This window comes from Ramlibacter tataouinensis (genome assembly GCF_001580455.1).
GTDB lineage: Bacteria > Pseudomonadota > Gammaproteobacteria > Burkholderiales > Burkholderiaceae_C > Ramlibacter > Ramlibacter tataouinensis_B.
Genome location: NZ_CP010951.1, coordinates 1,706,791 through 1,729,918, shown reverse-complemented (window position 1 = coordinate 1,729,918; position 23,128 = coordinate 1,706,791). Strand labels below are relative to the sequence as shown.

Sequence of the window (23,128 nt, the reverse complement as noted above, 5' to 3'; positions counted from 1 at the left end):
GGCGGCCTGCAGGAGTGGGCCATGAAGCTCTCTCATCTCGCGTGGTTGGTGTTGGCGGCAGGGCCCGTGCTGGCTCACGGGGAGACGCTGCGATGCTCCGGTGGCATCGTGTCCGAAGGCGACTCACGCATCTCGATCGTGTACAAGTGCGGTCCCCCTGTGCTCGCCGATACGTATTGCGCGCCCGTGTTCTACCCGGGCGGCCTGCACGTGGTGCCGGAACCTTGGGCCTCGTACGCCGTGCCCTGCCAGCCGATTGAACAGTGGCTCTACGAACGCGGCCCGGGCGCGCTCACGGCGACCATCTACCTGCGTCGTGGCACGGTGCAGTCCATCGTCTACGGCCGCTCCCCGCCTTGATCCAGTGAACCGGGCGTGCGCAGCATCGCCCCCGGCGTGGTTCCCATCACCTGCCGGAAGGCATGGGCGAAGGCGGCGCTGCTGGAGAACCCCAGCTGCGCCGCGACCTGCTTGACCGACAGGCGGCCCGTGCCCAGCGCTTCCACCGCGGCCATGATGCGCGCGCGTTGCCGCCATTCCTTGAAACTTAGCCGGGTCTCGGCGCTGAACAGGCGCGTGATGGTCCGCGCCGACGCGCCGGCATCGGCGGCCAGCTGTTCCAGGTCCTGCGCGCCGGTGGGATCGGCCAGCACCAGCCGCGCCACGCGCGCGGCGCGCGAATCGGACGGCAGCGGCATGAAGGTGCTCACGTCCTCCGCCTCGGGCAGCTCGAACAGCGCCAGCTCCAGTAGCAGGCCGGCGCGCCGCGGGTGCGGGCCGGCCGGTCCGAAGCAGGCCAGGATGACTTCGCGCAGCAGCGGGCCGACGTTCACCACGTATTCCTTGTCCAGGCGGTCGGCCTCCGGGTGCACGGCCAGCCAGTCCGCATCCACCAGCAGCGCCCGCATTTCGATGTCGACCAGCACGTCCACCGCATGCTCGACGCGCGGCGGAATCCACACCGCGCGGTCGTGCGGCACCAGCCAGCGTCCCCGCGGCGTGGTGACCTGCATCAGGCCTTCGGCGGCGAACAGCAGTTGCGCCTCGCGGTGCATGTGCAGGCCCAGGCGCGTGCCGCGCGGGTAGGAGCGCGGCAGCACGGGCGGGGCGTTGTCGGCCGGTCCGGCGCGTGAGAAGGGCGCGGCGGGGGCGCGGGCGGGCGCGACTGGCGGCTTGGCGATGCGCATTGGCTTCCGGTCGATGAGCCGCCAGTCTAATCTTGCGGCATCCCTTTCGCCGGCCGCCGGCACAGGCCATCCCCCATGAGCAACACGCCCCGCACCGTCATCAGTTTCATCAACGCCGCGCACTTCATCGACCACTACGCCATGCTGGTGTTCGCCGCCGCCGTGCTGGTCATGGCGCCGGTGTTCGGCATGCGCTACGGCGACCTGCTGCCCTACGCCACGCCCGGCTTCATCGCCTTCGGCGCCGGCTCGCTGCTGTCGGGCTGGCTGGGCGACCGCTGGAGCCGCCGCCACATGATGCTGGTGTTCTTCCTGGGCATGGGGGCCTCGCTGGTCGCGGTCGGCCTCACCCGCACGCCCTTCGAGCTGGGCGCGGCGCTGCTGGCGGTGGGCCTGTTCGCCTCGATCTACCACCCGGTGGGCACCGCGATGCTGGTGGCGCATGCCCAGCGGCTGGGCCGCGACATCGGCATCAACGGCGTCTGGGGCAACCTGGGGGTCGCCTCGTCGGCGCTGGTGACCGGGCTGGTGTGCCAGTACCTCAGCTGGCGCTGGGCCTTCATCCTGCCGGGCGTGATCACCGCGCTGCTGGGCCTGGCCTTCGCCGCCCGCGTCCGGCACCAGGCGCCGCCCGCCAAGTCCGCCGGCCCGGCCGCGGTCGCGGCGCCGCGGGTGTCGCGCGAGGTGATGTGGCGCGTGATCGCGTCCCTGGTGCTCACCATCATCGCCAGCTCGACCACCTTCAACGCCTTCACCGTCGCCCTGCCCAAGCTGTTCGCGGAACGGCTGGATGCGCTGGCGGGCAGTCCGGCGACCATCGGCGCGGTCGCGGCCGGCGCCTATGTGTTCGGCGCCCTGGCGCAATACACCATCGGCAACCTGCTGGACCGCCATTCGCTCAAGACGGTCTTCCTGCCCTTGTCGCTGCTGCTGTCGCCGCTGCTGTTCGCCAGCGCCGGCCTGTCGGGGATCGCGCTGGTGGCGGCCAGCGTCGGCGTGATCATCGGCATCTTCGGCCAGGTCACCGTGAACGACGCCATGATCGGCAAGTACACCAGCGACGAATGGCGCGCGCGCGCCTATTCGGTGCGCTACTTCCTCGGTTTCACCGCCGCCGGCGCCTCCGTCGGGCTGGTGGCCTGGCTGCATGAGCTCGGCGGCTTCGCGCTGATGCTCCGGGCCTTCGGCGCGCTGGGCTTGCTGGTGATCGCCGGTGCCTTGGTCTTCCCGTCCGAGCGGCGCGAGCGGCAAGCGGAGCGCGCGGTGGGCCGGGCGGCGTAGCGCGCAGGTCACGGGCCGGCCCTACACTGGGCCGCAGCCCGAGGACCTCCCCATCGACACCGCCGCCGCTTCGTCGCCGCCACAGGATTTCTCGCTGCAGGACGCCGCGGCGGCGGCACGCGCCTTCGGCACCGATGCGCAGCGCGGGCTGACGGGCGCCGAGGCCGCGCGCCGGCTCCAGCAGCACGGCCCCAATGAATTGAGGGCCAAGCCGCCGCGGCCGCTCTGGCGGCGCGCCGCCGCGCAGCTGCACGATCCGCTGGTGTACCTGCTGCTGGCCGCGATTGGCGTCTCGCTCTTTGCCTGGACGATCGAAGGCGGCGAGGGCTGGCCGGTCGATGCCGTCGTGATCTCGGCGGTGGTGCTGGTGAACGCGCTGCTGGGCGTGGTGCAGGAGGCCAAGGCCGAGAGCGCCGTCGCCGCGCTGGCCCGCATGACCGCGGTGACCTCCGCCGTGCTGCGCGCCGGCGAGCTGCGCCGCATCCCCAGCAGCGAACTGGTGCCCGGCGACCTGCTGGTGCTGGCCGAGGGCGATGCGGTGGGCGCCGATGCGCGGCTGCTGCGGGCGGCCAGCCTGCGGGTGCAGGAGGCCTCGCTGACCGGCGAGAGCGAGGCGGTGCTGAAGGACCCGGCCACGCTGGCGCAGGCGGCGCCGCTGGGCGACCGGCTGTGCATGGTGTTCAAGGGCACGGCGGTGGTCCAGGGCAGCGGCCGCGCCGTGGTCACGGCCACCGGCATGCGCACCGAGATGGGCGCCATCGCCGGCATGCTGGAGGCCACGCAGGAAGAGGCCACGCCGCTGCAGAAGGAGGTCGCCCACATCGGCCGCATGCTGGGCATCGCCGTGGTGGTGATCGCGGTGCTGGTGGTGGCGACCATCCTGCTGCTGTCCGACCTGCGCAGCACCTCCGACCTGATCGCAGTGCTGCTGCTGGGCGTCTCGCTGGCGGTGGCGGCCGTGCCCGAGGGCCTGCCGGCGATCCTGTCGGTGGTGCTGGCGCTCGGGGTGCAGCGCATGGCGCGGCACCAGGCGATCGTCAAGAAGCTGTCGTCGGTGGAAACACTCGGCTCGGCCTCGGTCATCTGCACCGACAAGACCGGCACGCTGACGCGCGCGGAGATGACGATCGAGCGGGTGGTGACGGCCTCGGGCAGCAGCCAGGTCACGGGCGTGGGCTACGCGCCCGAAGGGCAGGTGCAGCATGAGGGCCGCCGGCTGGCCGCCGGGCCGGTGCATGCGGAGCAGGTCGTCGTCCTCAGCGGCGGCAGCCTGGCCGGCAACGCCGCGCTGCGCCAGGAGAACGGCCAGTGGGTGATCGGGGGCGACCCGACCGAGGCCGCCTTCCTGGTGGCCGAACGCAAGCTGGGGGCGCACGAGCGGCGCGCGCAGCGCTTCGAACGCGTGGCCGAGATTCCGTTCAGTTCGGACCGCAAGATGATGTCCAGCATCGAGCGCGATCACGAGCACGGCGACGCGCTGGTGGTCGTCAGCAAGGGCGCACCGGACGTGCTGATCGGGCGTTGCACCCAGGTGCGCGTCGGCCTCGAGGTGCGGCCTCTCGACGCGGCGATGCGCGAGCGCGCGCAGGCCGACGTCGCCCGCCTGTCCGGCGCCGCGCTGCGCACGCTGGCGGTGGCCTACCGGCCGCTGGCGCCCGGCGAGAGTTCGCAGGATGCCGACGCGCTGGAGCGCGACCTGATCTTCGTCGGGACGGTCGGCATCATCGATCCGCCGCGCGCGGAAGCGGGGGTCGCGGTGCGCGAGGCCCGCCGCGCCGGCCTCCGGGTGATCATGATCACCGGCGACCACCCGCGCACGGCCGGGCGCATCGCCGCCGACCTCGGCCTGGTCGAGCCGGGTGCGCAGGCCCTCAGCGGCGCCGAACTCGACGCGCTGGACAAAGCGGCCTTTGCCGCCGCGGTGCGCCGCGTGTCGGTCTATGCGCGGGTGGCGCCCGCGCACAAGCTGCGCATCGTCAACGCCCTGCAGGCGCAAGGCCAGGTGGTGGCGATGACAGGCGACGGCGTCAACGACGCGCCCGCGCTCAAGGCCGCCGACATCGGCGTGGCCATGGGCATCACCGGCACCGAGGTGAGCAAGGAGGCGGCCCGGATGATCCTGGCCGACGACAACTTCGCCACCATCGTCGAGGCCGTGCGTGAAGGCCGCGTCATCTTCGACAACATCCGCAAGTTCCTGCGCTACCTGCTGTCGTCGAACATGGGGGAGGTGCTGACGGTGTTCCTCGGCGTTGTCGGCGCCGGCGTGATCGGCCTGCGCGCGGGCGGCGAGGCCGGCGCGCTGGTGCTGCCGCTGCTGGCCACCCAGATCCTGTGGATCAACCTGATCACCGATGCCGCCCCCGCGCTGGCCATGGGCGTGGACCCGCAGACCGAGGACGTGATGGCGCGGCCGCCGCGGCGGCGCAATGAGCGCGCCATCGATGCGCGCATGTGGCAAGGGGTGGTCGCTGGCGGGCTGGTGATGGCGCTGGCGACGCTGCTGACGATCGACCTCTACCTGCCGGGCGGGCTGGTGGAAGGCGAGGGCAGCCTCGACGGCGCCCGCACCGCGGGCTTCACGGTGCTGGTGCTGGCGCAGCTGTTCAACTGCTTCAACGCCCGGTCCGAAACCGCCAGCGCCTTTCGCCACCTGTTCGCCAATCGCTGGCTGTGGGGCGCGATCGGGCTGTCGCTGCTGCTGCAGGTGGCGGTGGTCCACGTCGGCGTGCTCAACGTGGCCTTCGGCACGGTGCCGCTCACGCCGGGGCAATGGGCGGTGTGCGTCGCCGCCGCGAGCAGCGTGCTGTGGTTCTCCGAAGCGCGCAAGTGGTTGCTGCGGCGCTAGTGTCCTGTCCCACAAATAGCTTGCACAGGACACCTCCCTTCAGGCGTCGCGCGGCAGCACCGTCAGGACCCGGGCGACGAAGAGGTGGAACTCTTTCATGTAGTTGCGCAGGAACTCGGCGGTCTTCTCGTTGGTGACTTCGCCCTCCGCGCTGATCAGGCCGGGGGTGAACTGGATGTAGGCCTCCACCGTGTTCATCAGCGGCGAATTGCAGAAACACAGCACGCCGCGCAGGCTTTGCTGCGCCACCGCGGTGCCGATCGAACCGGGCGAGGTGCCGATCACGCCCGAAGCCTTGCGTGCGAAGGAGTTCTGGCCCCAGGGGCGGCTGGCCCAGTCGATCGCGTTCTTCAGGCCACCGGGGATCGAGCGGTTGAATTCGGGCGTGACGAACAGCACCGCATCGACCTCGGAGATGGCCTGCTTGAACGTGCGCGCGACCGGCGGGAAGTCGGCGTCGTAGTCCTGGCTGTAGAGCGGCAACTCCTTGATCGGGATCTCGCTCATCACGAGTTCCTTGGGCGCCAGCTTCACGAGCGCTTTCGCCAGCAGGCGGTTGATCGATTTGGATGACAGGCTGCCGACGAAATAGCCGACCTTGTACGTAGCCATGGCTGCTCCTTGCTGTCGTGGTTGAACTGCTGCTGCCCGGCGCGTCGGGGCTCGCAAGGGCAGCTTATGCCCGGGGGATGTGGCCGTGTGGCGAAGTTCTAACCATGTGACGGCTATTGCCGCGCCCCGCAATCGCCGATCGCGACCACTGACGGCTCACGATTGCAGGATGAGGCTGGCTCCCTTAACCTCTGCGGTATCACGGAGCCCGCCATGCCGCCATTGCCGCACTTTCTAGACTATGACCCCGCCGACATCGAAGTCCGCATCGCCGAACTGCTGGTGGCCACGCACGAAGGCGGCGATCCGCTGGTGCACGCGAAGGTCAAGGAGGCGCTGGGCATCCTGCGCCACTCGCTGGACATGGACGTGGTCTTCGTCTCCCAGTTCCAGCAGGGCCGGCGCACCTTCCGGGTGGTCGACAGCAAGCCGAACATGACCAAGGTGGTGGCAGGCCAGTCGGACCCGCTCGAGGAGAGCTGGTGCCAGTACGTGGTGTCGGGCCGCGCGCCGCAGCTGATGAAGGATGCCCGGCCCTTCGTCGAGGATGGAACCTTGCCGGTGCCGGGCTTCGAGATCGGCACGCACCTCAGCACGCCGGTGGTGCTGAAGAACGGCCAGGTCTACGGGACGCTGTGCTGCTTCAGCCAGGATGTGAAGGACGGCGTGAGCGAGATGGACCTCAGGCGGCTGCGGATCACGGCCAGCCTGCTGTCGGACGAACTGCACCAGGCCGGCATCGGCGGCGAGCTGAGGCTCGAGCCGATGCCCGGCCAGGGAAGGTAACGGGCGGGCGGCCGCCCGCGCGCTGTGTGGATCCCGGCGCTTAGACGACGCCCTGCGCCAGCATCGCGTCGGCCACCTTCACGAAGCCCGCGATGTTGGCGCCCTGCACGTAGCTGATCTTGCCGTCGGCCTGGCCGCCGTGCTGCACGCAGGCGGCGTGGATGCCCTGCATGATCTGCAGCAGGCGCGCGTCCACTTCCTCGCGCGGCCACGACAGGCGCGCCGCGTTCTGGCTCATCTCCAGGCCCGAAGTGGCGACGCCGCCGGCGTTGCTGGCCTTGCCCGGCGCGTACAGCACGCCCGCGCCTTCGAACACCTTGATCGCTTCCAGCGTCGAGGGCATGTTGGCGCCTTCGGCCACGCACAGCACGCCGTTCTTCACCAGCGTGCGGGCATCCTCGCCGTCCAGCTCGTTCTGCGTGGCGCAGGGCAGGGCGATGTCCACCGGCAGCTTCCAGGGCCGGGCGCCCGGCAGGAACTTGGCGTGGGTGCGCTCGGCGTAGTCGGCTACGCGGCCGTAGTGGTGGTTCTTGACGTCCATCAGCACCGCCAGCTTCTCGGCGGTGAAGCCGTTCTCCTCGACGATGGTGCCGCTGGAGTCGGACACAGTGATCACCTTGGCGCCCAGCGCCATGGCCTTCTCCACCGCGTACTGGGCCACGTTGCCCGAGCCGGACACCGCCACGCGCATGCCCTCGAAGCTCTTGCCCTGGCGCTTGAGCATCTCCTGCGCGAAATACACGGTGCCGTAGCCGGTGGCTTCGGGACGGATCAGCGAACCGCCGAAGGACAGGCCCTTGCCGGTGAACACGCAGTCGGAGCGGTTGGTCAGCTTCTTGACCATGCCGGCGATGTAGCCGACTTCACGGCCGCCCACGCCGATGTCGCCGGCCGGCACGTCGGTGTCGGCGCCGACGTGGCGGAACAGCTCGGTGGCGAAGGCCTGGCAGAAGCGCATGACCTCGCCCGGGCTCCGGCCCTTGGGGTCGAAGTCCGAGCCGCCCTTGCCGCCGCCCATCGGCAGGGTGGTCAGCGCGTTCTTGAAGGTCTGCTCGAAGGCCAGGAACTTCAGGATCGACAGGTTGACCGAGGGGTGGAAGCGCAGGCCGCCCTTGTACGGGCCGATCGCCATGCTGTGCTGGATGCGGTAGCCGCGGTTGACGCGCACGCTGCCGTGGTCGTCGAGCCAGTTCACGCGGAACATGATCACCCGCTCGGGCTCCACCAGGCGCTCGAGCACGCCCTGCTCGGCGTAGCGCGGATGCTTCTCGATGAAGGGCCACAGGCTGTGCATCACCTCGGTGACGGCCTGCAGGAACTCGGGTTGGTGGGGATTGCGCGCGGCGACGTCGGACAGGAAACTGTCCAGGGACTGGTGTTGCATGGGGGACTGCTCAGGAGGGGACTGCTGGGAAACCACTCCATTTTCGCAGACGGGGCTGCAAGTTCCGCGTCAGGCAGGCCGCGTAAGCCCCCTCTTGTCCGGGGGGAAAGAGGCTGCCCTCAGCGCGCGAAACCCAGGTTCATAATGTGGCGGCCGCGTTCCGGGAGACAACGATGCAATTCGATTCCTTCTCGCAGTTCTATCGGTACTACCTGACGCAGCATTCCAATTCGGTCTGCCGCACACTGCACTTCATCGGCTTGACGCTGGTGCTGGCGGTCCTGGCCTGGACGATCGCCACGGGCAACTGGTGGGCGCTGCTTGCCGTGCCGGTGATCGGCTACGGCTTCGCCTGGGTGGGCCACTTCGGATTCGAGAAGAACAAGCCGGCCAGCTTCGGCCATCCCTTCTACAGCCTGGCCAGCGACTGGGTGATGTGGTGGCACATGCTCACCGGCAAGGTGCCCTTCAGCGGCAGCATCGCGGGCCCCAAGAGCGCCTGAGGCCCTCGCCGCCTTCGCCGGCCCGCGCGCGGGCTCAGCGCACCGGGTTCTCGAGCGTCCCGATCCCGCCGATCTCGATCTTCACCACGTCGCCGGTCTTCAGGTAGCGGGGGGGATTGAAGCCGATGCCCACGCCCACCGGCGTGCCGGTGGCGATCAGGTCGCCGGGATAGAGGGTGATGCCGGCCGACAGCGTTTCGACCAGGGCGGGAACGTCGAAGATGAAGTCGATCGTGCCCGCATTCTGGCGCGGCTCGCCGTTGACCCAGAGCCGCACCGTGGTGTCGGTTCCATCGCATTCGTCGGCGCTGACCAGCCACGGCCCCATCGGGCAGAAGCTGTCGAAGGACTTGCCCATGTGCCACTGGTGGTGGCGGCTTTGCCAGTCGCGCGCGGTGACGTCGTTGATGATGGTGTAGCCCCAGACGTGCTTCATCGCGTCCTCGCGCCGGATGCCCTTGCCGCCGCGGCCGATCACCACGGTAAGTTCCGCCTCGTAGTCGATCGCGCTGGACACGCCCTGCGGGATGACGATGGGGTCGCCCGGGCCGATCACGCTTTCGGGCACCTTGGTGAAGATGATCGGGTGCGAGGGAATGTCGCCGCCGGTCTTGGCGCTGCTGTCGAAACCGCTGCCGGCGAACTCGCGGGCGTGCGCGTGGTAGTTCTTGCCGACGCAGAACAGGTTGCGGCGCGGCCGCGGCAGCGGTGCCGTGAGCCGGACCGTGTCCAGCGCGACCGGCTGGCCGGTGGCCGGCATGGCGCCGCCGGCCGCCAGCAGCTCGATGAGGGGCAGGGCGCCCAGGCCGGCCGCCGTGGCCGGCAGCTCGACCGGGCGGATGGACTGCAGGTCGGCTGAAACCAGGCCGACGCCGGGGCGGCCGTTGTCGAGGTAGGCGGCAATCTTCATCGGGAAAACTCTGTTCAGGGCGAGTGGGCTATCCGGTGATGCTAACCACATCAGGAGGTTCGCATGCAACGCAGACCCGTGTTCACCGCCGCGCTGGCCGCGGTCCTCATGGCCGGCCTGGCCGGGCCGGCGCTCGCCCAGGGCGGCTATCCGACCAAGGCGATCACCATGATCGTGCCGTTCCCGCCCGGCGGGCTGGCCGACATCGTCGCGCGGCCGGTGGCCGAATCGATGTCGCGCGAGCTCGGCCAGCAGGTGGTGATCGAGAACAAGCCCGGCGCCGGCGGCGGCATCGGCATGGCCCACGTGGCCAAGTCGCCGGCCGACGGCTACACCGTGCTGCTGGCGCTGTCCTCCCTGACGGTGATCCCGGAAGCCGACGTGGTGCTGGGGCGGGCGCAGATGTTCGCCCCCAACTCGCTGCGCCCGCTCGCGCGCTTTACCGCCGACCCCACGGTGCTGGCGGTCAGCGCCGACGCGCCGTGGAAGACGGTGAAGGACTTCGTCGACCACGCGAAGCACCACCCCGGCGCGATCAACTACGGCTCCTCCGGCAACTACGGCACCATGCATGTGCCGATGGAGATCCTGGCGCAGAACGCCGGCATCAAGCTCACGCACGTGCCCTACACCGGCGCCGGGCCGGCGGTGGTCGCGCTGCTGGGCGGCCAGATCCAGGCGGTGTCTTCCGGCCCGGCCACGGTGCTGCAGCACGTCAAGGCCGGCAAGCTGCGCGTGCTGGGGCATTGGGGCAACGGCAAGCTCGAATCCATGCCTGAGGTGCCCTCGCTCAGGCAGGCCGGCTACGAGGCCGAGTACGCGCAATGGTCGGGCCTGTTCATCCCGTCCGGCACGCCCGAACCCATCGCGCAGCGTCTGCGCGCGGCCGCCCGCGCCGCCGCCAACGATGCGAAGGTCAAGGAAGTGATCCTCAACGCCGGCAGCCCGGTGCTCTACCTCGATGCGCCCGAGTTCGAGAAATACGTGCAGGCCGACGCCCGGCGGATGGCCGATGTGGTGAAGAAGATCGGGAAGGTGGAATAGCCGACAACGCGGCCGCCGGCCAGGCCGGCCATGACAAGGAGGGCGAAGACATGAAACCGATGCAGCGATTCTTCCTGTGGGCAGCGGCCGCGTTGGCCGTGACGACTGTCCACGCGCAGTCCTGGCCCGACCGGCCCGTCAAAATCGTCGTGCCCTTCGCCGCGGGCGGGCCGGCCGACAATTACGCCCGTTTCCTGGCGCAGCGCCTGCAGGACACGCTGGGCCAGCCCTTCGTCATCGACAACAAGCCGGGCGGCGGATCGGTGATCGGCACCGACCTCGTCGCCAAGGCGCCGCCCGACGGCTACACGCTGCTGTTGATGTCGAACACGCACACCGTGAACGAGACGCTGCTGGCAAATAAGCCCTTCGTGCTGACGCGTGACTTCGTGGGCATTGCGCCGATCAACTACTCGGACCTGGTGCTGGTGGCGCATCCCTCGGTCAAGGCCGCCAACGTGCGCGAGCTGATCGCGCAGGCCAAGTCCACCCCGGGCAAGATCAACTACGCCTCCTCCGGGCCGGGCACGCCCTATCACATGGCCGGCGAGCTGTTCAAGAGCATGGCGGGTGTGTACCTGGTGCACATTCCCTATCGCGGCAGCTCCGGCGCACGCACCGATGTGATGGGCGGCCAGGTCGACCTGATGTTCGATGCGGTGACGACCATGGCCGAAGTGGTGAAGGCCGGCAAGGTCAAGGCGCTCGCCACCACCGGCCTGCAGCGCTCGGCCGTGCTGCCCGAGGTGCCGACGGTGCACGAGTCGGGCGTGCCGAACTACGAGGCGACGATCTGGCTGGGCCTGCTGGCGCCCAAGGGCACGCCCCGGCCCGTGGTCGACAAGCTGAACGAAACGGTGTCCAGGATCGCCAGCCAGCCCGAGGTGCAGCAGCAATGGTCGCGCCAGGGCGCGACGGCCATGGTCATGAACCCCGCCCAGTTCGACAAGTACATCCAGGACGACATCGCGAAATGGGCGCGCGTGATCAGGGCCGCCAACATCAAGGCCGATTGAAATGAGCTTGAAGTTGATCAGCGGCGGCGCCGCCCAGGCGCTGGTCGGCCGGCTGCAGGACCGCTGCGCGCTGCCGGTCGAAGGGACTTTCGGCGCCGTCGGCGCCATGCGCGACAAGCTGCTGGCGGGCCAGCCCTGCGACGTATTGATCCTGACGCAGGCGCTGATCGACGCCCTGGCGGCGCAGGGCCATGTGCGGCGCGACACGGCGGCGGCGCTCGGGGTCGTGAAGACCGGCGTGGCGGTGAAAGCGGGCGAGGCCCGGCCCGACGTGTCCACGCCCGATGCGCTCAAGGCCGCGTTGCAGCGCGCACCGGGCATTTACTTTCCCGATCCCGAGAAAGCCACGGCCGGCATTCACTTCATGAAGGTGCTCAGGGCGCTGGGTATCGACGCCGAGCTGCGCGAGCGCATCCGCACCTTCCCGAACGGCGCGACCGCGCTGGGCAAGATGGCGCAGGCGCCGGAGCCGGGCGTAATCGGTTGCACCCAGGTCACCGAGATCCTGCATGTGCCGGGCGTGGAGCTCGTTGCCCTGCTGCCCCGGCAGTTCGAACTCGCCACGGTCTACACCGCCGCGGTCTGCACGCAGGCGCAGTCGCCGGCAGCGGCCGAAGCCTTCGTGCGGCTGCTGGCCGGCAGTGAGGCTGCGCCCGATCGCGCGGCCTGCGGCTTCGAGGCTTAGGCCAGCAGCGCGTTCACCCGCTTCACGTAGGCTGCCGGATCTTCCGGCAGTCCGCCTTCGGCCAGCAGCGCCTGGTCGAACAGGATGTGCGCCAGTTCGTTGAAGTGCACCGCATCGGTCTCCAGCCGCTTCACCAGCGCGTGGCCGGCGTTGACCTCCAGCACCGGCTTGACCTCGGGCGCCTGCTGGCCGGCCTGCTTGAGCATGCGCGCGAGCTGCATGCTCATGCCGCCCTCGGTGACCACCAGGCAGGCAGGTGAGTCGACCAGGCGCGAGGTCACGCGCACGTCTTCGGCCTTGTCCTTGAGCGCTTCCTTGAGCCGGGCCAGCACCGGCTTGAAGGCTTCGGCCGCTTCCTCGGCGGCTTTCTTCTCGGCTTCGTCCTGCAGCTTGCCCAGGTCCACCGCGCCCTTGGCCACCGACTGCAGCGGCGTGCCGTCGAACTCGGTCAGGTAGTTCAGCGCCCACTCGTCCACGCGATCCGTCATCAGCAGCACCTCGATGCCCTTCTTGCGGAAGACTTCGAGCTGCGGGCTGTTCCTGGCCGCAGCCAGCGTGTCGGCGGTGATGTAGTAGAGCGCCTCTTGGCCTTCCTTCATGCGCGCCCTGTAGTCGGCCAGCGACACGCTGACGGCGTCGGACTGGGTCGAGGCAAAGCGCAGCAGCTTGGCCAGGCGCTCGCGGTTGGCGTGGTCCTCGCCCAGGCCTTCCTTGAGCACCGCGCCGAACTCGGCGTAGAACTTGCCGTATTTGGCCTTGTCCTCTTCGCTGGCGGCCTCGTCCTTCTCCTGCTTCGCCAGGTCTTCCAGCATGGCCAGCACGCGCTTGGTGCTGCCCTCGCGGATCGCCTTGACGTCGCGGCTCTCCTGCAGCAGCTCGCGGCTGACGTTGAGCGGCAAGTCGGCCGAGTCGATCACGCCCTTGACGAAGCGCAGGTACACCGGCATCAACGCCTCGGCGTCGTCCATGATGAACACGCGCTTGACGTACAGCTTGACGCCGGCTTTTTTCTCGCGGTTCCACAGGTCGAAGGGCGCCTTCGAGGGGATGAACAGCAACTGCGTGTATTCGGTCGCGCCTTCCACCCGGTTGTGCGACCAGGCCAGGGGCATCTCCCAGTCGTGGCTGATCTGCTTGTAGAACTCCTGGTACTGCTCGGCCGTGATGTCCTTCTTGGGACGCGACCAGAGGGCGCTGGCCTGGTTGACGCGCTCCCATTCGTCGGTGAGCACCATCTCGCCGCCTTGGTTGTCCTCGCCTTCCTTCCACTCCTCCTTGCGCATCAGGATGGGCAGGGAAATGTGGTCGGAATATTTGCCGATGATGGACTTGAGCTTCCAGGTCGACAGGTAGTCGGCCGCGTCCTCGCGCAAGTGCAGCGTCACGCTGGTTCCGCGCGCCGGCCGGCTGATGGTCTCGACCTCGAAGTCGCCGGCGCCGGCGCTCACCCAGCGCACGCCTTCTTCAGGCGGCAGGCCGGCGCGGCGCGACTCCACGGTGATCCTGTCGGCCACGATGAAGCCGGAATAAAAGCCCACGCCGAACTGGCCGACCAGCTGGGCGTCGGCCTTCTGGTCGCCCGACAGGCGATTCATGAACTCGCGCGTGCCGCTCTTGGCGATGGTGCCCAGGTTCTCCACGGCTTCGATCTGCGACAGGCCGATGCCGTTGTCGGTGATGGTGAGCGTGCGGGCGTCCTTGTCGAAGCCGACCCGCACCTCGAGGCTGGGCGCGTCCTCGTACAGGGCGGCGTTGTCCAGGGCTTCGAAGCGCAGCTTGTCGCAGGCGTCCGAGGCGTTGGAGATCAGTTCCCGCAGGAAGATCTCCTTGTTGGAATAGAGCGAATGGGTGACCAGGTGGAGCAGCTGCGCCACCTCGGCCTGGAAGGAAAGCTTCTGTTTCTGGCTCATGTTCGCAATGACGGAAAAATCGCCCCCGGACAGCGGGGGCGGCCCGGCGATTTTCGTGCAATGGTAAGCGCCCATGTAAAAAGCGCCCCGAAGGGCGCTTTTTTGCTGCCGGAGCCGGCGGTGCTTACATGCTGGCTTCGCCGCGGCTGATCTGGCCCAGGCGCACGGCCTGAACCGCTTCGGCGCGCACGTCGCTCACTTGCGTGTTCGACTGCAGCACGGGATGCACGCGCGAGCCGGCCGGCTCGGTGCTGCGCGTGGTCGGCACGCGGGCCGCTTCGGCCTGCACTTCGGCGCGCGTGCGCGTGCTCTGGATCTGCAGCGCGAATTGCTGCGACGGGTCGATATCGTCGGCACGGGCCGCACCGGCGGCGATGGAGGCGAAGGCGGCCAGGACGATCAGGGGCTTGGCGTTCATTTGAGGGACCTTTCTTCTTTCAGTGGTTGAGGGTTCAATCGCTTCTTGCTTCTCCCGGCTGCTGCGCTGACTGGTGCATCAACCGTGATCTCAATGTAGGCGCCGCCTTTTAGCTGCCTCTTAGCGTTGGCTTAGCTGGGAATTAGCCGGCGGCGCCTGCCGTTCAGCGCGCATTCGCCGAGGTGCCGGCGAGGTGCATGCGGTCGGCGCGCGCGTTCGCGGCGGCCAGTTGCGTCAGGTATGCGGAGCCTGCGTCCTCACCCGTCATCGCGGCCACGACGTTGCGGTCGGCCAGGTATTCGGCGCGCACCTGGTCGCGCGTCAGCGACGACTGGAAGCTCGAGAGCTGGTTGTAGTCCGTGGCATAGGTGTCGTAGCCGGATTGCCTGTTCTGCATCAGCTCGGCGCGCACTTCGGCGCGGGTGCGCGAGCTCTGGAACGGGGTGTTGTCGATGGTGATGTCATCGGCGCGCGCGGCGGCGCTGGCAAGCGCGGCGAAGGCGGCGACGGCGAAAATGGTCTTGGCGTTCATGGCTGCTTCCTTTCAGTGACTTTGCGAACCTTGCTCGGTTGAACGATCAACCGTGATGTCACTGTAGGAGCCGCCGCTTAGGCGACGCTTAGCGTTTCTTTAGCTGCGAATTAGGGCGGCGCTCGTCAATTCGCCGATTGAATTCATCCGTGAAAGCGGATCGGCGCGCCCCGCGAGGAAAGAGAGAAAGAGAAGCAAGCTGATGAATCTTCGCCCGAGCCATCAGCCCACCATGAACCATCGCTTCAGCGACGGTCTAGGACTGGCCGATCAGGCGGCGCGTTCGAGGCGGGCAACGAGCCCGCTGCGGTCGGTGCGATTGCGCAGCACCACCCGCAGGCCGCAGCGCTCTGCGGCCGCCTGCGCGATGGCCAGTCCCAGGCCGCTGCCGCGCGCGCTGGTGCCGGGCACCCGGAAGAAGCGATCGAAGACGCGCTCCATCAGCTCCGGCGGAATGCCCGGACCGGTGTCGATCACCTCGATCGCAGCCCGGCCATGCTCGTTCACCACGCGCACGTCCACCACGCCGCCTTCCGGCGTGTAGCGCAGCGCGTTCTCGATGAGGTTGTCCAGCGCGCTGCGCAGGTCGCCGGGCGAGCAGCACAGCTGGACCACGCCGGGTGCGCCGCCCTGGGCGACGCCGAGGTCGATGCCGCGCTGGTCGGCCAGCGCGATCAAGGTGCTGATGCTCTCGTGGACCTGCGCATGCAGGTCGATGGAAGTGGTGACCTCGCCACCCGTGCCTTCATGGCGCGACAGCTTGAGCAGCTGGTCGACCAGCCGCTCGGCCCGTTTCACCCCTTGCTCCAGCTGCGCGAAGCTTTGCGCGCAGGCATTCGGCGGCAGGTCGCGGCGCAGGTTCTCCAATTGCAGCGAGAGCGCCGTGAGCGGCGTGCGCAGCTCGTGGGCGGCGTCCTGGACGAAGCGGCGCTTGGCCGCGAAGGCGTCGCGCAGTCGCGTCAGCACGCTGTTGAAGGATTCGACCATTGGCCGCAGTTCGGCCGGTACGCGTTCGAGCGAGAGCTCCGTGATGTTCTCGGCGTTCTGCCGGGCCGCTTCGTCGCCGATGTCCCGGACCGCGCGCGACACGGCGCCCGACAGGCCCCACAGCACCAGCAAGGCGAGGGGCAGCAGGATCAGCACGGGCGCGATGGCGGCCGTCGCCCGCTCGAAGGCAAGGTGCGTGCGGAACTTTCCGCTCTGCAAGACCTGCACGACGCGCGCCGTACTCGTATCGGCTGCGTTGGTGAACACGCGCCAGCCGGTGCCGTCGATACGGACATCGGCGAAGCCCTGGGCCGCTTGCAGTTCGACGTTCGCCCCGTCGGGCCAGGTCGACTGCAGCAGGCGCCCGTCGAGCGCGTACACCTGCACCACGTACGTGCCCCACTTGTGCACGCGCTCCTCGTTGGTGGGCGGGGGCATCAGCTGCCCCTTGTTGTCGGCCAGCGAATGGGCCAGCTGCTCCATCTGGTCGTCCATGAACTCGCGCACCATGTGCGCGTAGCTCCAGTACGAAAACGCCGCCGACAGGCCGCCGACAATGAGGAACATCGGCACCAGCCACAGCAGCAGCGCGCGCCGCAGCGAGCACAGCCGGCCCTCCGGGAACACATGGAAGTGCCAGGGTTCCCCGCGGTGGCGGCGGCCCCAACCGCCCGCCTCGATCGAGCCTTCGTGGAACTTCATCATGGTGTGGCGGACGTGCTGGTGTTGGCAAGCGAAGCGCCGGCCGGCGCGATGCGCCAGCCCAGCCCGCGCACGTTGCGGATGGTGTCGGCGCCGAGCTTGCGGCGCATGCCGTGGATTAGCACGTCGACGGCGTTGCTGCTGACTTCTTCGCCCCAGCCGTAGATGTGGTTCTCCAGCTGCTCGCGCGAGAGGATCGCGCCCGGACGCTCCAGCAGGGCGTGCAGCAGGGCGAACTCGCGCGCCGACAGCTGCGAGCGCTCGCCGCGCACGATCACCTCGCGCGTGGTCAGGTCCAATTGCAGCTCGGGCGAGCCGATCAGGGAATGCGCGCTGCCGTCGCGGCGGCGGATCACCGCCCGCATGCGCGCCAGCAGCTCGCGGAATTCATAGGGCTTGACCAGGTAGTCGTCGGCGCCGACGTCCAGGCCCGTGATGCGGTCGTCGACGCCGTCGCGGGCGGTGAGCACCAGCACGGGGGTGCGGTCGCCGCCGGAGCGGGCCTTGCGAAGCACCTCGATGCCGTCGCGCTTGGGCAGGCCCAGGTCGAGCAGCACGCAGGCGTAGTCGCCGTCGTCCAGCGCGCTCTCGGCCAGCAGGCCGTCCTTGACCCAGTCGACCGACCAGCCGTTCGCGCCCAGGGCCTGCTTCAGGCTCTGGCCAATCATCTCGTCGTCTTCGACCAGCAGGACTCGCATGGCTTTCCTAGTGAGGTCCTAGCGCAAACGGTGGCCCGCGTCCCAGCGCGCTGTTCGCAGGGCGTCGTGCACGAAGGCCATGGCGGCGAACAGCACCCCCGCCACGACGAACGCGCCGGCCGCTACGCCCGCGGTCAACTCCATGCCCATCACGGTGATGCCGGCGAGCACAAGCGCCGCCAGCGCGCAGAGCAGCAACAGGGCCAGCGCCAAATGGTAGTAGCGATGGGAGTGCATGGTGGCTCGTCCTCAGACTGGTGTGGATGTCAGGCAGGACTTTAGGGCTGTCGATTTAGCGCTGAATTAGCCGGTACCCATTCCAAACAAGCCGGATCGCGCGCTGAGTGCCTGTCCACTCAGGCACCACATCGGTGCAGAGTAACTAAATGTTTTCAACTGTGAAAACATTATCAGAATGCATCAGGACGGCAAACGGACTCAAAAGAGTGACAAAAGTCTCGAACCAAAAAACACCTCATCCAAGTTGTGGAGAATCTGCAACGATGTGTTTGCAAAACGTTACAAGTCCAGTACAGTCGAGCCACCTGTCCCAACTTCCAAATTCCTACGGGTTTACACCGGAGTCTTTATGAAAAAGTTCACACTCATCGCGGCGGCTCTGGCGTTTTCGGCCGCAGCTTCCGCAGGAACGGACCAGACCAACTTCAACGTGAGCGTCAGCGTCACCCCCGTGTGCAAGATCAAGACCGGCGCTTCGGACATCAACTTTGGTACTTACACGCCGTTCACGCAGACGACCATCACGCTGGCGAACGCGACCTCGGCAACCTTTCGGTGCTCGCACGGCCTGACCCCCACGATCGGATTCGACGCCTCGGATGCCGCTCGCACTGCCAGCGCCACCGGCACGGGGGCGCCCACGGCCGAGGGCGTCCTGGCTGGCTTGCGCTATACGATGACTGGCTCGACCGTGGCGGCTGCGCTGTCGGCGGGCAGTGCTGGCACGGTCGCGGTTGCTGGGGCGGGCGGCACCGGCGGTGTCGACAGCGTTGCCAAGGAGTACACCTTCAGCATCAGTGCCGTCATGGCTGGCGGCCAGGCCGGTGACACGAGCGGCACTACCAGCCATCAGCGCACGCTGATGATGACGTACTAAGCAACTGCTGACAAAGTCCAAACCGGGAATCCCGTAAGTTCGACAGTCGCAATGAAGTCTGCGCGACTCACGTTCAACGGATTTTCGGGCGGATTCGGGCCAGGGCGGAGCCGAAAGCGCCCCTACCTTGGGATCGCGCCGGTCATTGCCGCGGCGCTTTCGCTGGGGTCCGGCATTCCCTCGCATGCTGGACAGTCCAGTTCGTCCTTTCTGGTTAGCGTGACCCTGGCGCCGCCTGCGTGCAGCGTTTCCAGCGGTTTCGGCTCGCTCAGCGTTTCATGCGAAGGCGGCAACCCGGTCATCGGGGTGGTCTTGGAGCGGCCTGGGTCTTCCCCCGTGGTGGCCGTCCCCGGTTCAGACCCCCAGGTCGGATATCGATCCCCGGACCCGAAGCCGTCCGACGGCGGCTGGGACTCCGACCGCCTGCTGTCTTTTGTGGTGGACCGCAGCGCGCGTGTCCAGTCCCCGACAGCTGTGGGGGAATATTCATCAAGAGTGGTCTGGCTGAACGATCGCGAATATCTGGAAATGACCGTCACCTGGTGAGTTGGTAAGCTCAGCCGGTCGAACCATTCGGGACTCCAACAACCATGAATCCGATCCTCAGGGCCGCCCTGCTGGCCCTCTGCGTCGCCACTGCTGCGCCCGTCGCTCTTGCTGCAGAGTTCACCGTCACTCCGGTCCGCATCTTCATGACTCCCCGCGACCGCGCCGTCGCGGTGACGATCACCAACGACAGCAGCGATGAAATCGTCATGCAGGCGGAGCTCTACAGCTGGAAGCAGAGCCCTGACGGCGTGGACCAGTTGGAACTAACGGATGACGTGGTCCTGTCGCCTCCGATCCTGAAAGTGCCCGGCAAGTCCCGGCAGGTGGTGCGCCTGGCGCGCCTGACGCCCCCGCCCGCCGGGCAGGAGCAGACCTATCGGCTCATCGTGCGCGAAGTCCCTGAAGCCAAGCCGCAAGACAAGCTCAGCGTCCAGCTCGCCCTGGCTTTTTCGCTGCCCGTGTTCATCACGCCGCCGGGCGCCAAGCGCTCGCTCGCCTGCGAAATCCAGCGCAGCGCTCCCGACGCCGTATTGGCAACATGCGAGAACGCGGGACGGGCGTACGCGCAGGTCCGCACATTCGAACTCCAGGGCGGCAACAGCGAAAAGCTGGCGGCCCGCGAAAACGGCGGATACATCCTGCCGGGGGTGAAAAGAAGTTTCGAGCTGAAGCGTGCGGCGGGCAAGATCCCCGGCGGCGCTGTCACGCTCCAAGTGGCTCTCGATGACGGAACGACCCAGTCATTCGAGGGCAAGTTGCTCGAGTAGCGGTGTGATCGCACGCAGGTGGGGCGCAGTGGCTGTGTCGGCTGTTCTCGCAATGCCCCTGGGAGCACAGCCGATCCGTTCGGAGGCGCCGACGGCGTCCCCACTCGCGGTTCGCATTGTTCCGCTGGAAGCCACCGTCAACGGTCTCAAGGTCGGCACCTGGACCTTCGTCGAGCGGCAAGGGCAGCTGTTCGTCGGCAAGGATGCGCTGGACGAGTGGCGCCTGGAGATGCGCCCAGGAACACAACCCATTGCAGTGCGCGGCGCCGAATACTGGCCCTTGGACAGCGTTCCCGGGTTCAGCTTCAAGGTCAACTACTCCCAACAGTCGGTTGAGATCAACTTTGCGCCTGAAGCGTTCGCCGCGACCAGGCTCGCGCAACCGCAGGTCGCAACCAGGTTGAGCCCGGTGCTGACCAGTTTTTTCGTCAACTACGACCTCAATCTCCAGGCGACCAAAGTCCGGGACACCCAGACCGTCAACAATCTGGGTGCCTTGGTGGAGCTCGGCACATCCGGGCGATGGGGGGTGCTGACGAGCAGCCACGTGGGCCGTGACCTCAGCCACTCAAAGGCTTTGGATTCGGGATGGCTCAGGCTGGAAACCACATTCACGCGCCACATGCCGGAGATCAACCGAACCTTGCGTATCGGCGATTCGGCCACCGTGCCAGGCCTTTGGGGCAGCAGCGTCTATTTCGGCGGTGTCCAGTTCGGCACCAACTACACCCTCAGCCCGGGATTGATCACCCAGCCCTTGCCGTTGGTATCGGGCGTCTCGGCCGCGCCCTCGACGGTGCAGTTATACGTCAATGATGTGCTGCGCAAGACGACTGACGTGCCCGCGGGCCCTTTCGTGATCGAAAACTTCAACGAGCCGATGGGCAGTGGCGAGGCCAAGCTCGTGGTCCGGGATATCCTGGGCCGTGAAACGGTGATCGTGCAGCGGTACTTCACCAGCGGGCAGCTGCTGGCTCCAAGCCTGTCCGACTGGAACGTCGCCGCGGGCTCTCTGCGACGGGGCATCGGGCTCACCAGCAACGAATACGGACCGGGTTTCGCCAGCGGCACCTGGCGTCGAGGCTTGACCAACCTGGTGACGGTCGAGGCGCGCGGCGAATTCACCGCTGACACCCAAACCGCAGGCGTGGGCCTGCTCGCGGGGCTTCCCTTCGATTTCCTGGGACGCGCGGCTTTGGCTGGTAGTACGGCATCACGGAGAGGCTCGGGACAGCGCTGGCTGGTCGGAGCGGAGCGGCAATGGACCGACTCTGCGGTTTTTTTCCAGGCCACCGGCGCATCTCGGGATTTCGTGGAATTGGGGCGCCCGATCCCATCGAAGCTCGAATGGGCCGCCAGCGCAGCGCGGGATTTGGGCGCCTTGGGGCGGGTCGGTTTCAACCTTGTCGGCGTGGAGCGCTTCGAGGCGCCCTCCATCACCACGGCTTCGGCACAGTGGTCGAAACGGCTGCCGAAGAACAGTTGGCTGAACGTGAACCTGAGCCGCGCGATGCGCGGCAGTTCGGCATCGATGCTTGGTGTCAGTGTCACGATTCCGCTTGACCAGCAGCGAGTGGTCGACACGGCCGTGAACGCGCACAAGGGCGGGACCGACTTCTATGCAAGCGCGACCAGCAACTCCAGTATTGACCTGGACTTTGGCTGGCGCGTCCTTGGCGGGCGGATCAATGACGAGGCCCATGCCGAAGCAGGTCTCTATTACGGCGGCCAATACGGACGCGTCTACTCCGACCTGAGTGCTTCCGGCAACCAGCAGACGATTCGCGGCGGCGCCACCGGAGGCATCGCGTGGGCCGATGGCCATACCTTCTTTACCAAGCGTGTGGACCAGAGCTTCGTGATCGCCGAAGTGAAGGGATATGGCGATGTCGGGGTCGGCCTCGGCAGCTATCCGACGACCAAGACGAATGCCGACGGCATCGCTCTGGTGCCCTACGTGTCACCGTACCAGGCCAACCAGGTGCGGCTCAATGCCAACGACCTTCCACTAAGCGCCGAAGTCGAGTCGATCGAACAGGTGGTCGTGCCGGCCTGGCGCAGTGCGGTGAAAGCACAGTTCGCGGTTCGATCGGGCAAGGCTGCCCTGATCAAGGTGGAGTTCGACGACGCACAAGCGGCACCGGCGGGCGCCGTGCTGGCCATCGAAGGTGACAAGGAGGAGTTCTACGTGGCTCGAAAAGGCGAGGCCTACGTCACGGGACTCCAGCCCTCCAATGTGGTGAAGCTGACCTGGAAAAACCGGGCCTGCAGTTTCCAGGTGAAGCTGCCCGCAGCGGCCAACGACGAGGTCCTGCGCCTGGGTCCCTATCGCTGCATGGGAGTGGCCCGATGATCCAGCGCCTGTTGTTCCGGCTCGCCGGTTTCTTGATGCTGATGACGGTGCTGCAGCCCGCAGCTGCCATCACCTGCACGGCCCCGACATCGAGCGGCTTCCTCATCTACTACGCGAGCGGCAGCACGACCTCGGTCCAGGCCACGTTCTCAGTGACGTGCACACGGGCCGCCGGTGACGCGGCGACCTCGGTGACCTATGACGTTCAGGCGGGCAACGGGAACAATCCCCAGGGGCAAAACAATCAAGCGTCACTGGGCGCCGCCAGGTTGCGCTACGACGTCTACAGGGACTCGGGTTGCAGCAACCAGTGGAAGGGAAACCAGAAGATCTCGGACACGATCACCTGGACCGCCGGCAGCACCGGCCCGATCACCAGGACCAGCTCTTACTGGGGGTGCATCAATACGGCCCAGACCCCCGCGGCATCAGGAACTTTCACCGACTCCGTGTCGATGACGCTCTCTTATCCGGGTGGCACGACCGTTACCGGCAACATCCCGGTCAGCATCTTCGCCCCGGCCCAGTGCACTTTCACCAGCGCGCCGGGTGCGATTGCGATGAACTACGTCGCCCTGGGGCCGCAGGTGCAGAGGTCCACCTCCTTCGCCGTCCAGTGCACGAACGGCATGCCCTACACGGTCACGACCAACGTGACCGAAGGCGTCCTGATGAACCTGCGCTACATCCTGTCGGTCAGTCCCACCGCGGCGAACGGCACCGGTGCGCCACAATCGTTCCAGATCACCGCCACGATTCCGGCAAACCAGGCGGACAATTGCGTCACGAGCACAGGCTGCACCCAAAGTGCGACGCATCAGGTCATCGTGACGTATTAG

General features: G+C 67.6%; 23 protein-coding genes. 13 read left to right on the top strand and 10 right to left on the bottom strand.

Annotated elements, in window-relative coordinates; translation table 11 throughout:
* Positions 1-21: 21 nt before the first annotated feature.
* Positions 22-360 carry a DUF2845 domain-containing protein gene (locus tag UC35_RS08320; protein WP_082792944.1) on the top strand — a complete coding sequence of 113 codons (339 nt, stop codon included), beginning with the start codon at positions 22-24 and terminating at the stop codon, positions 358-360.
* Here the strand turns inward: UC35_RS08320 and UC35_RS08315 are convergent.
* Entirely contained in the window at positions 339-1,187 is an 849-nt protein-coding gene (locus tag UC35_RS08315) for an AraC family transcriptional regulator (RefSeq protein ID WP_082792942.1), read from the bottom strand. The genes UC35_RS08320 and UC35_RS08315 overlap by 22 nt on opposite strands.
* Before the next feature lie 75 nt (positions 1,188-1,262).
* On the opposite strand from UC35_RS08315, the gene UC35_RS08310 reads away from it, so the two are divergent.
* The gene (locus UC35_RS08310; protein WP_061497957.1) at positions 1,263-2,468 is read left to right on the top strand and encodes an MFS transporter; all 1,206 of its coding nucleotides are present in this window, start codon (positions 1,263-1,265) and stop codon (positions 2,466-2,468) included.
* A complete protein-coding gene (locus UC35_RS08305; RefSeq protein ID WP_321572381.1) occupies positions 2,401-5,316 on the top strand; it encodes a cation-translocating P-type ATPase in 2,916 nt (971 codons plus the stop codon). Before UC35_RS08310 ends, UC35_RS08305 begins: the two co-directional genes overlap by 68 nt.
* A 39-nt stretch (positions 5,317-5,355) precedes the next feature.
* Here the strand turns inward: UC35_RS08305 and UC35_RS08300 are convergent, their stop codons facing one another.
* A complete protein-coding gene (locus tag UC35_RS08300) occupies positions 5,356-5,928 on the bottom strand; it encodes an NADPH-dependent FMN reductase (protein WP_061497955.1) in 573 nt (190 codons plus the stop codon).
* Positions 5,929-6,141: 213 nt separating this feature from the next.
* Between UC35_RS08300 and UC35_RS08295 the strand changes: the two genes are divergently transcribed.
* Complete coding sequence (locus tag UC35_RS08295; RefSeq protein WP_061497953.1) at positions 6,142-6,714, top strand: GAF domain-containing protein; 573 nt, start codon at positions 6,142-6,144, stop codon at positions 6,712-6,714.
* Positions 6,715-6,754: 40 nt separating this feature from the next.
* On the opposite strand, the gene gdhA is transcribed toward UC35_RS08295, so the two are convergent.
* Positions 6,755-8,098: an NADP-specific glutamate dehydrogenase gene (gene gdhA / locus UC35_RS08290; protein WP_061497951.1), complete on the bottom strand. Its 1,344-nt coding sequence runs from the start codon at positions 8,096-8,098 to the stop codon at positions 6,755-6,757.
* Positions 8,099-8,271: 173 nt separating this feature from the next.
* Here gdhA and UC35_RS08285 point away from each other — a divergent pair, with 173 nt between their 5' ends.
* Positions 8,272-8,601 carry a DUF962 domain-containing protein gene (locus tag UC35_RS08285; RefSeq protein WP_061497945.1) on the top strand — a complete coding sequence of 110 codons (330 nt, stop codon included), beginning with the start codon at positions 8,272-8,274 and terminating at the stop codon, positions 8,599-8,601.
* A gap of 34 nt (positions 8,602-8,635) precedes the next feature.
* Here the strand turns inward: UC35_RS08285 and UC35_RS08280 are convergent, their stop codons facing one another.
* Positions 8,636-9,511 (bottom strand): fumarylacetoacetate hydrolase family protein, encoded by an 876-nt coding sequence (locus tag UC35_RS08280; RefSeq protein WP_061497943.1) that lies wholly within the window; start codon positions 9,509-9,511, stop codon positions 8,636-8,638.
* Between the two features lie 63 nt (positions 9,512-9,574).
* On the opposite strand from UC35_RS08280, the gene UC35_RS08275 reads away from it, so the two are divergent.
* Genes UC35_RS08275 through UC35_RS08265 form a run of 3 tightly spaced genes read left to right on the top strand, consistent with a single transcriptional unit; the run spans position 9,575 to position 12,256 of the window.
* A complete protein-coding gene (locus UC35_RS08275; RefSeq protein WP_061497941.1) occupies positions 9,575-10,555 on the top strand; it encodes a Bug family tripartite tricarboxylate transporter substrate binding protein in 981 nt (326 codons plus the stop codon).
* Positions 10,556-10,605: 50 nt separating this feature from the next.
* Positions 10,606-11,571 (top strand): tripartite tricarboxylate transporter substrate binding protein, encoded by a 966-nt coding sequence (locus UC35_RS08270; RefSeq protein WP_145979379.1) that lies wholly within the window; start codon positions 10,606-10,608, stop codon positions 11,569-11,571.
* Between the two features lies 1 nt (position 11,572).
* A complete protein-coding gene (locus UC35_RS08265; protein ID WP_061497936.1) occupies positions 11,573-12,256 on the top strand; it encodes a molybdate ABC transporter substrate-binding protein in 684 nt (227 codons plus the stop codon).
* Here the strand turns inward: UC35_RS08265 and htpG are convergent.
* The 6 genes from htpG to UC35_RS08235 form a co-directional block, all read right to left on the bottom strand.
* The gene (gene htpG / locus UC35_RS08260) at positions 12,253-14,166 is read right to left on the bottom strand and encodes a molecular chaperone HtpG (RefSeq protein ID WP_061497934.1); all 1,914 of its coding nucleotides are present in this window, start codon (positions 14,164-14,166) and stop codon (positions 12,253-12,255) included. The genes UC35_RS08265 and htpG overlap by 4 nt on opposite strands.
* Positions 14,167-14,290: 124 nt before the next feature.
* Positions 14,291-14,584, bottom strand: a complete 294-nt coding sequence (locus UC35_RS08255; protein ID WP_061497932.1) for a DUF4148 domain-containing protein — start codon at positions 14,582-14,584, stop codon at positions 14,291-14,293.
* 163 nt (positions 14,585-14,747) lie between these two features.
* Positions 14,748-15,116: a DUF4148 domain-containing protein gene (locus tag UC35_RS08250; RefSeq protein ID WP_061497929.1), complete on the bottom strand. Its 369-nt coding sequence runs from the start codon at positions 15,114-15,116 to the stop codon at positions 14,748-14,750.
* A gap of 270 nt (positions 15,117-15,386) precedes the next feature.
* Positions 15,387-16,808: a sensor histidine kinase gene (locus UC35_RS08245; RefSeq protein ID WP_082792941.1), complete on the bottom strand. Its 1,422-nt coding sequence runs from the start codon at positions 16,806-16,808 to the stop codon at positions 15,387-15,389.
* On the bottom strand, positions 16,805-17,503 hold the full coding sequence (locus UC35_RS08240; protein ID WP_061497927.1) for a response regulator transcription factor: 699 nt from the start codon (positions 17,501-17,503) through the stop codon (positions 16,805-16,807). Before UC35_RS08240 ends, UC35_RS08245 begins: the two co-directional genes overlap by 4 nt.
* 18 nt (positions 17,504-17,521) lie before the next feature.
* Positions 17,522-17,740 (bottom strand): hypothetical protein, encoded by a 219-nt coding sequence (locus UC35_RS08235; RefSeq protein ID WP_061497925.1) that lies wholly within the window; start codon positions 17,738-17,740, stop codon positions 17,522-17,524.
* Positions 17,741-18,092: 352 nt separating this feature from the next.
* On the opposite strand from UC35_RS08235, the gene UC35_RS08230 reads away from it, so the two are divergent.
* The 5 genes from UC35_RS08230 to UC35_RS08215 are packed head-to-tail and all read left to right on the top strand — an operon-like array spanning position 18,093 to position 23,128.
* Positions 18,093-18,620, top strand: coding sequence for a hypothetical protein (locus tag UC35_RS08230; RefSeq protein WP_061497923.1), 528 nt, complete (start codon positions 18,093-18,095; stop codon positions 18,618-18,620).
* A 51-nt stretch (positions 18,621-18,671) separates the two neighbouring features.
* Entirely contained in the window at positions 18,672-19,166 is a 495-nt protein-coding gene (locus UC35_RS23480) for a hypothetical protein (protein WP_145979378.1), read from the top strand.
* Between the two features lie 44 nt (positions 19,167-19,210).
* Positions 19,211-19,936 carry a molecular chaperone gene (locus UC35_RS08225; protein WP_061497922.1) on the top strand — a complete coding sequence of 242 codons (726 nt, stop codon included), beginning with the start codon at positions 19,211-19,213 and terminating at the stop codon, positions 19,934-19,936.
* Positions 19,937-19,964: 28 nt separating this feature from the next.
* A complete protein-coding gene (locus UC35_RS08220; RefSeq protein WP_158513874.1) occupies positions 19,965-22,289 on the top strand; it encodes a fimbria/pilus outer membrane usher protein in 2,325 nt (774 codons plus the stop codon).
* The gene (locus tag UC35_RS08215) at positions 22,286-23,128 is read left to right on the top strand and encodes a spore coat protein U domain-containing protein (RefSeq protein WP_061497918.1); all 843 of its coding nucleotides are present in this window, start codon (positions 22,286-22,288) and stop codon (positions 23,126-23,128) included. Before UC35_RS08220 ends, UC35_RS08215 begins: the two co-directional genes overlap by 4 nt.

Coding starts and splice junctions, on each gene's coding strand:
- UC35_RS08320 (WP_082792944.1), top strand. CDS start 22: ATGAAGCTCTCTCATCTCGCGTGGTTGGTGTTGGCGGCAGGGCCCGTG.
- UC35_RS08315 (WP_082792942.1), bottom strand. CDS start 1,187: ATGCGCATCGCCAAGCCGCCAGTCGCGCCCGCCCGCGCCCCCGCCGCG.
- UC35_RS08310 (WP_061497957.1), top strand. CDS start 1,263: ATGAGCAACACGCCCCGCACCGTCATCAGTTTCATCAACGCCGCGCAC.
- UC35_RS08300 (WP_061497955.1), bottom strand. CDS start 5,928: ATGGCTACGTACAAGGTCGGCTATTTCGTCGGCAGCCTGTCATCCAAA.
- UC35_RS08295 (WP_061497953.1), top strand. CDS start 6,142: ATGCCGCCATTGCCGCACTTTCTAGACTATGACCCCGCCGACATCGAA.
- gdhA (WP_061497951.1), bottom strand. CDS start 8,098: ATGCAACACCAGTCCCTGGACAGTTTCCTGTCCGACGTCGCCGCGCGC.
- UC35_RS08285 (WP_061497945.1), top strand. CDS start 8,272: ATGCAATTCGATTCCTTCTCGCAGTTCTATCGGTACTACCTGACGCAG.
- UC35_RS08280 (WP_061497943.1), bottom strand. CDS start 9,511: ATGAAGATTGCCGCCTACCTCGACAACGGCCGCCCCGGCGTCGGCCTG.
- UC35_RS08275 (WP_061497941.1), top strand. CDS start 9,575: ATGCAACGCAGACCCGTGTTCACCGCCGCGCTGGCCGCGGTCCTCATG.
- UC35_RS08270 (WP_145979379.1), top strand. CDS start 10,606: ATGAAACCGATGCAGCGATTCTTCCTGTGGGCAGCGGCCGCGTTGGCC.
- UC35_RS08265 (WP_061497936.1), top strand. CDS start 11,573: ATGAGCTTGAAGTTGATCAGCGGCGGCGCCGCCCAGGCGCTGGTCGGC.
- htpG (WP_061497934.1), bottom strand. CDS start 14,166: ATGAGCCAGAAACAGAAGCTTTCCTTCCAGGCCGAGGTGGCGCAGCTG.
- UC35_RS08255 (WP_061497932.1), bottom strand. CDS start 14,584: ATGAACGCCAAGCCCCTGATCGTCCTGGCCGCCTTCGCCTCCATCGCC.
- UC35_RS08250 (WP_061497929.1), bottom strand. CDS start 15,116: ATGAACGCCAAGACCATTTTCGCCGTCGCCGCCTTCGCCGCGCTTGCC.
- UC35_RS08245 (WP_082792941.1), bottom strand. CDS start 16,808: ATGATGAAGTTCCACGAAGGCTCGATCGAGGCGGGCGGTTGGGGCCGC.
- UC35_RS08240 (WP_061497927.1), bottom strand. CDS start 17,503: ATGCGAGTCCTGCTGGTCGAAGACGACGAGATGATTGGCCAGAGCCTG.
- UC35_RS08235 (WP_061497925.1), bottom strand. CDS start 17,740: ATGCACTCCCATCGCTACTACCATTTGGCGCTGGCCCTGTTGCTGCTC.
- UC35_RS08230 (WP_061497923.1), top strand. CDS start 18,093: ATGAAAAAGTTCACACTCATCGCGGCGGCTCTGGCGTTTTCGGCCGCA.
- UC35_RS23480 (WP_145979378.1), top strand. CDS start 18,672: ATGAAGTCTGCGCGACTCACGTTCAACGGATTTTCGGGCGGATTCGGG.
- UC35_RS08225 (WP_061497922.1), top strand. CDS start 19,211: ATGAATCCGATCCTCAGGGCCGCCCTGCTGGCCCTCTGCGTCGCCACT.
- UC35_RS08215 (WP_061497918.1), top strand. CDS start 22,286: ATGATCCAGCGCCTGTTGTTCCGGCTCGCCGGTTTCTTGATGCTGATG.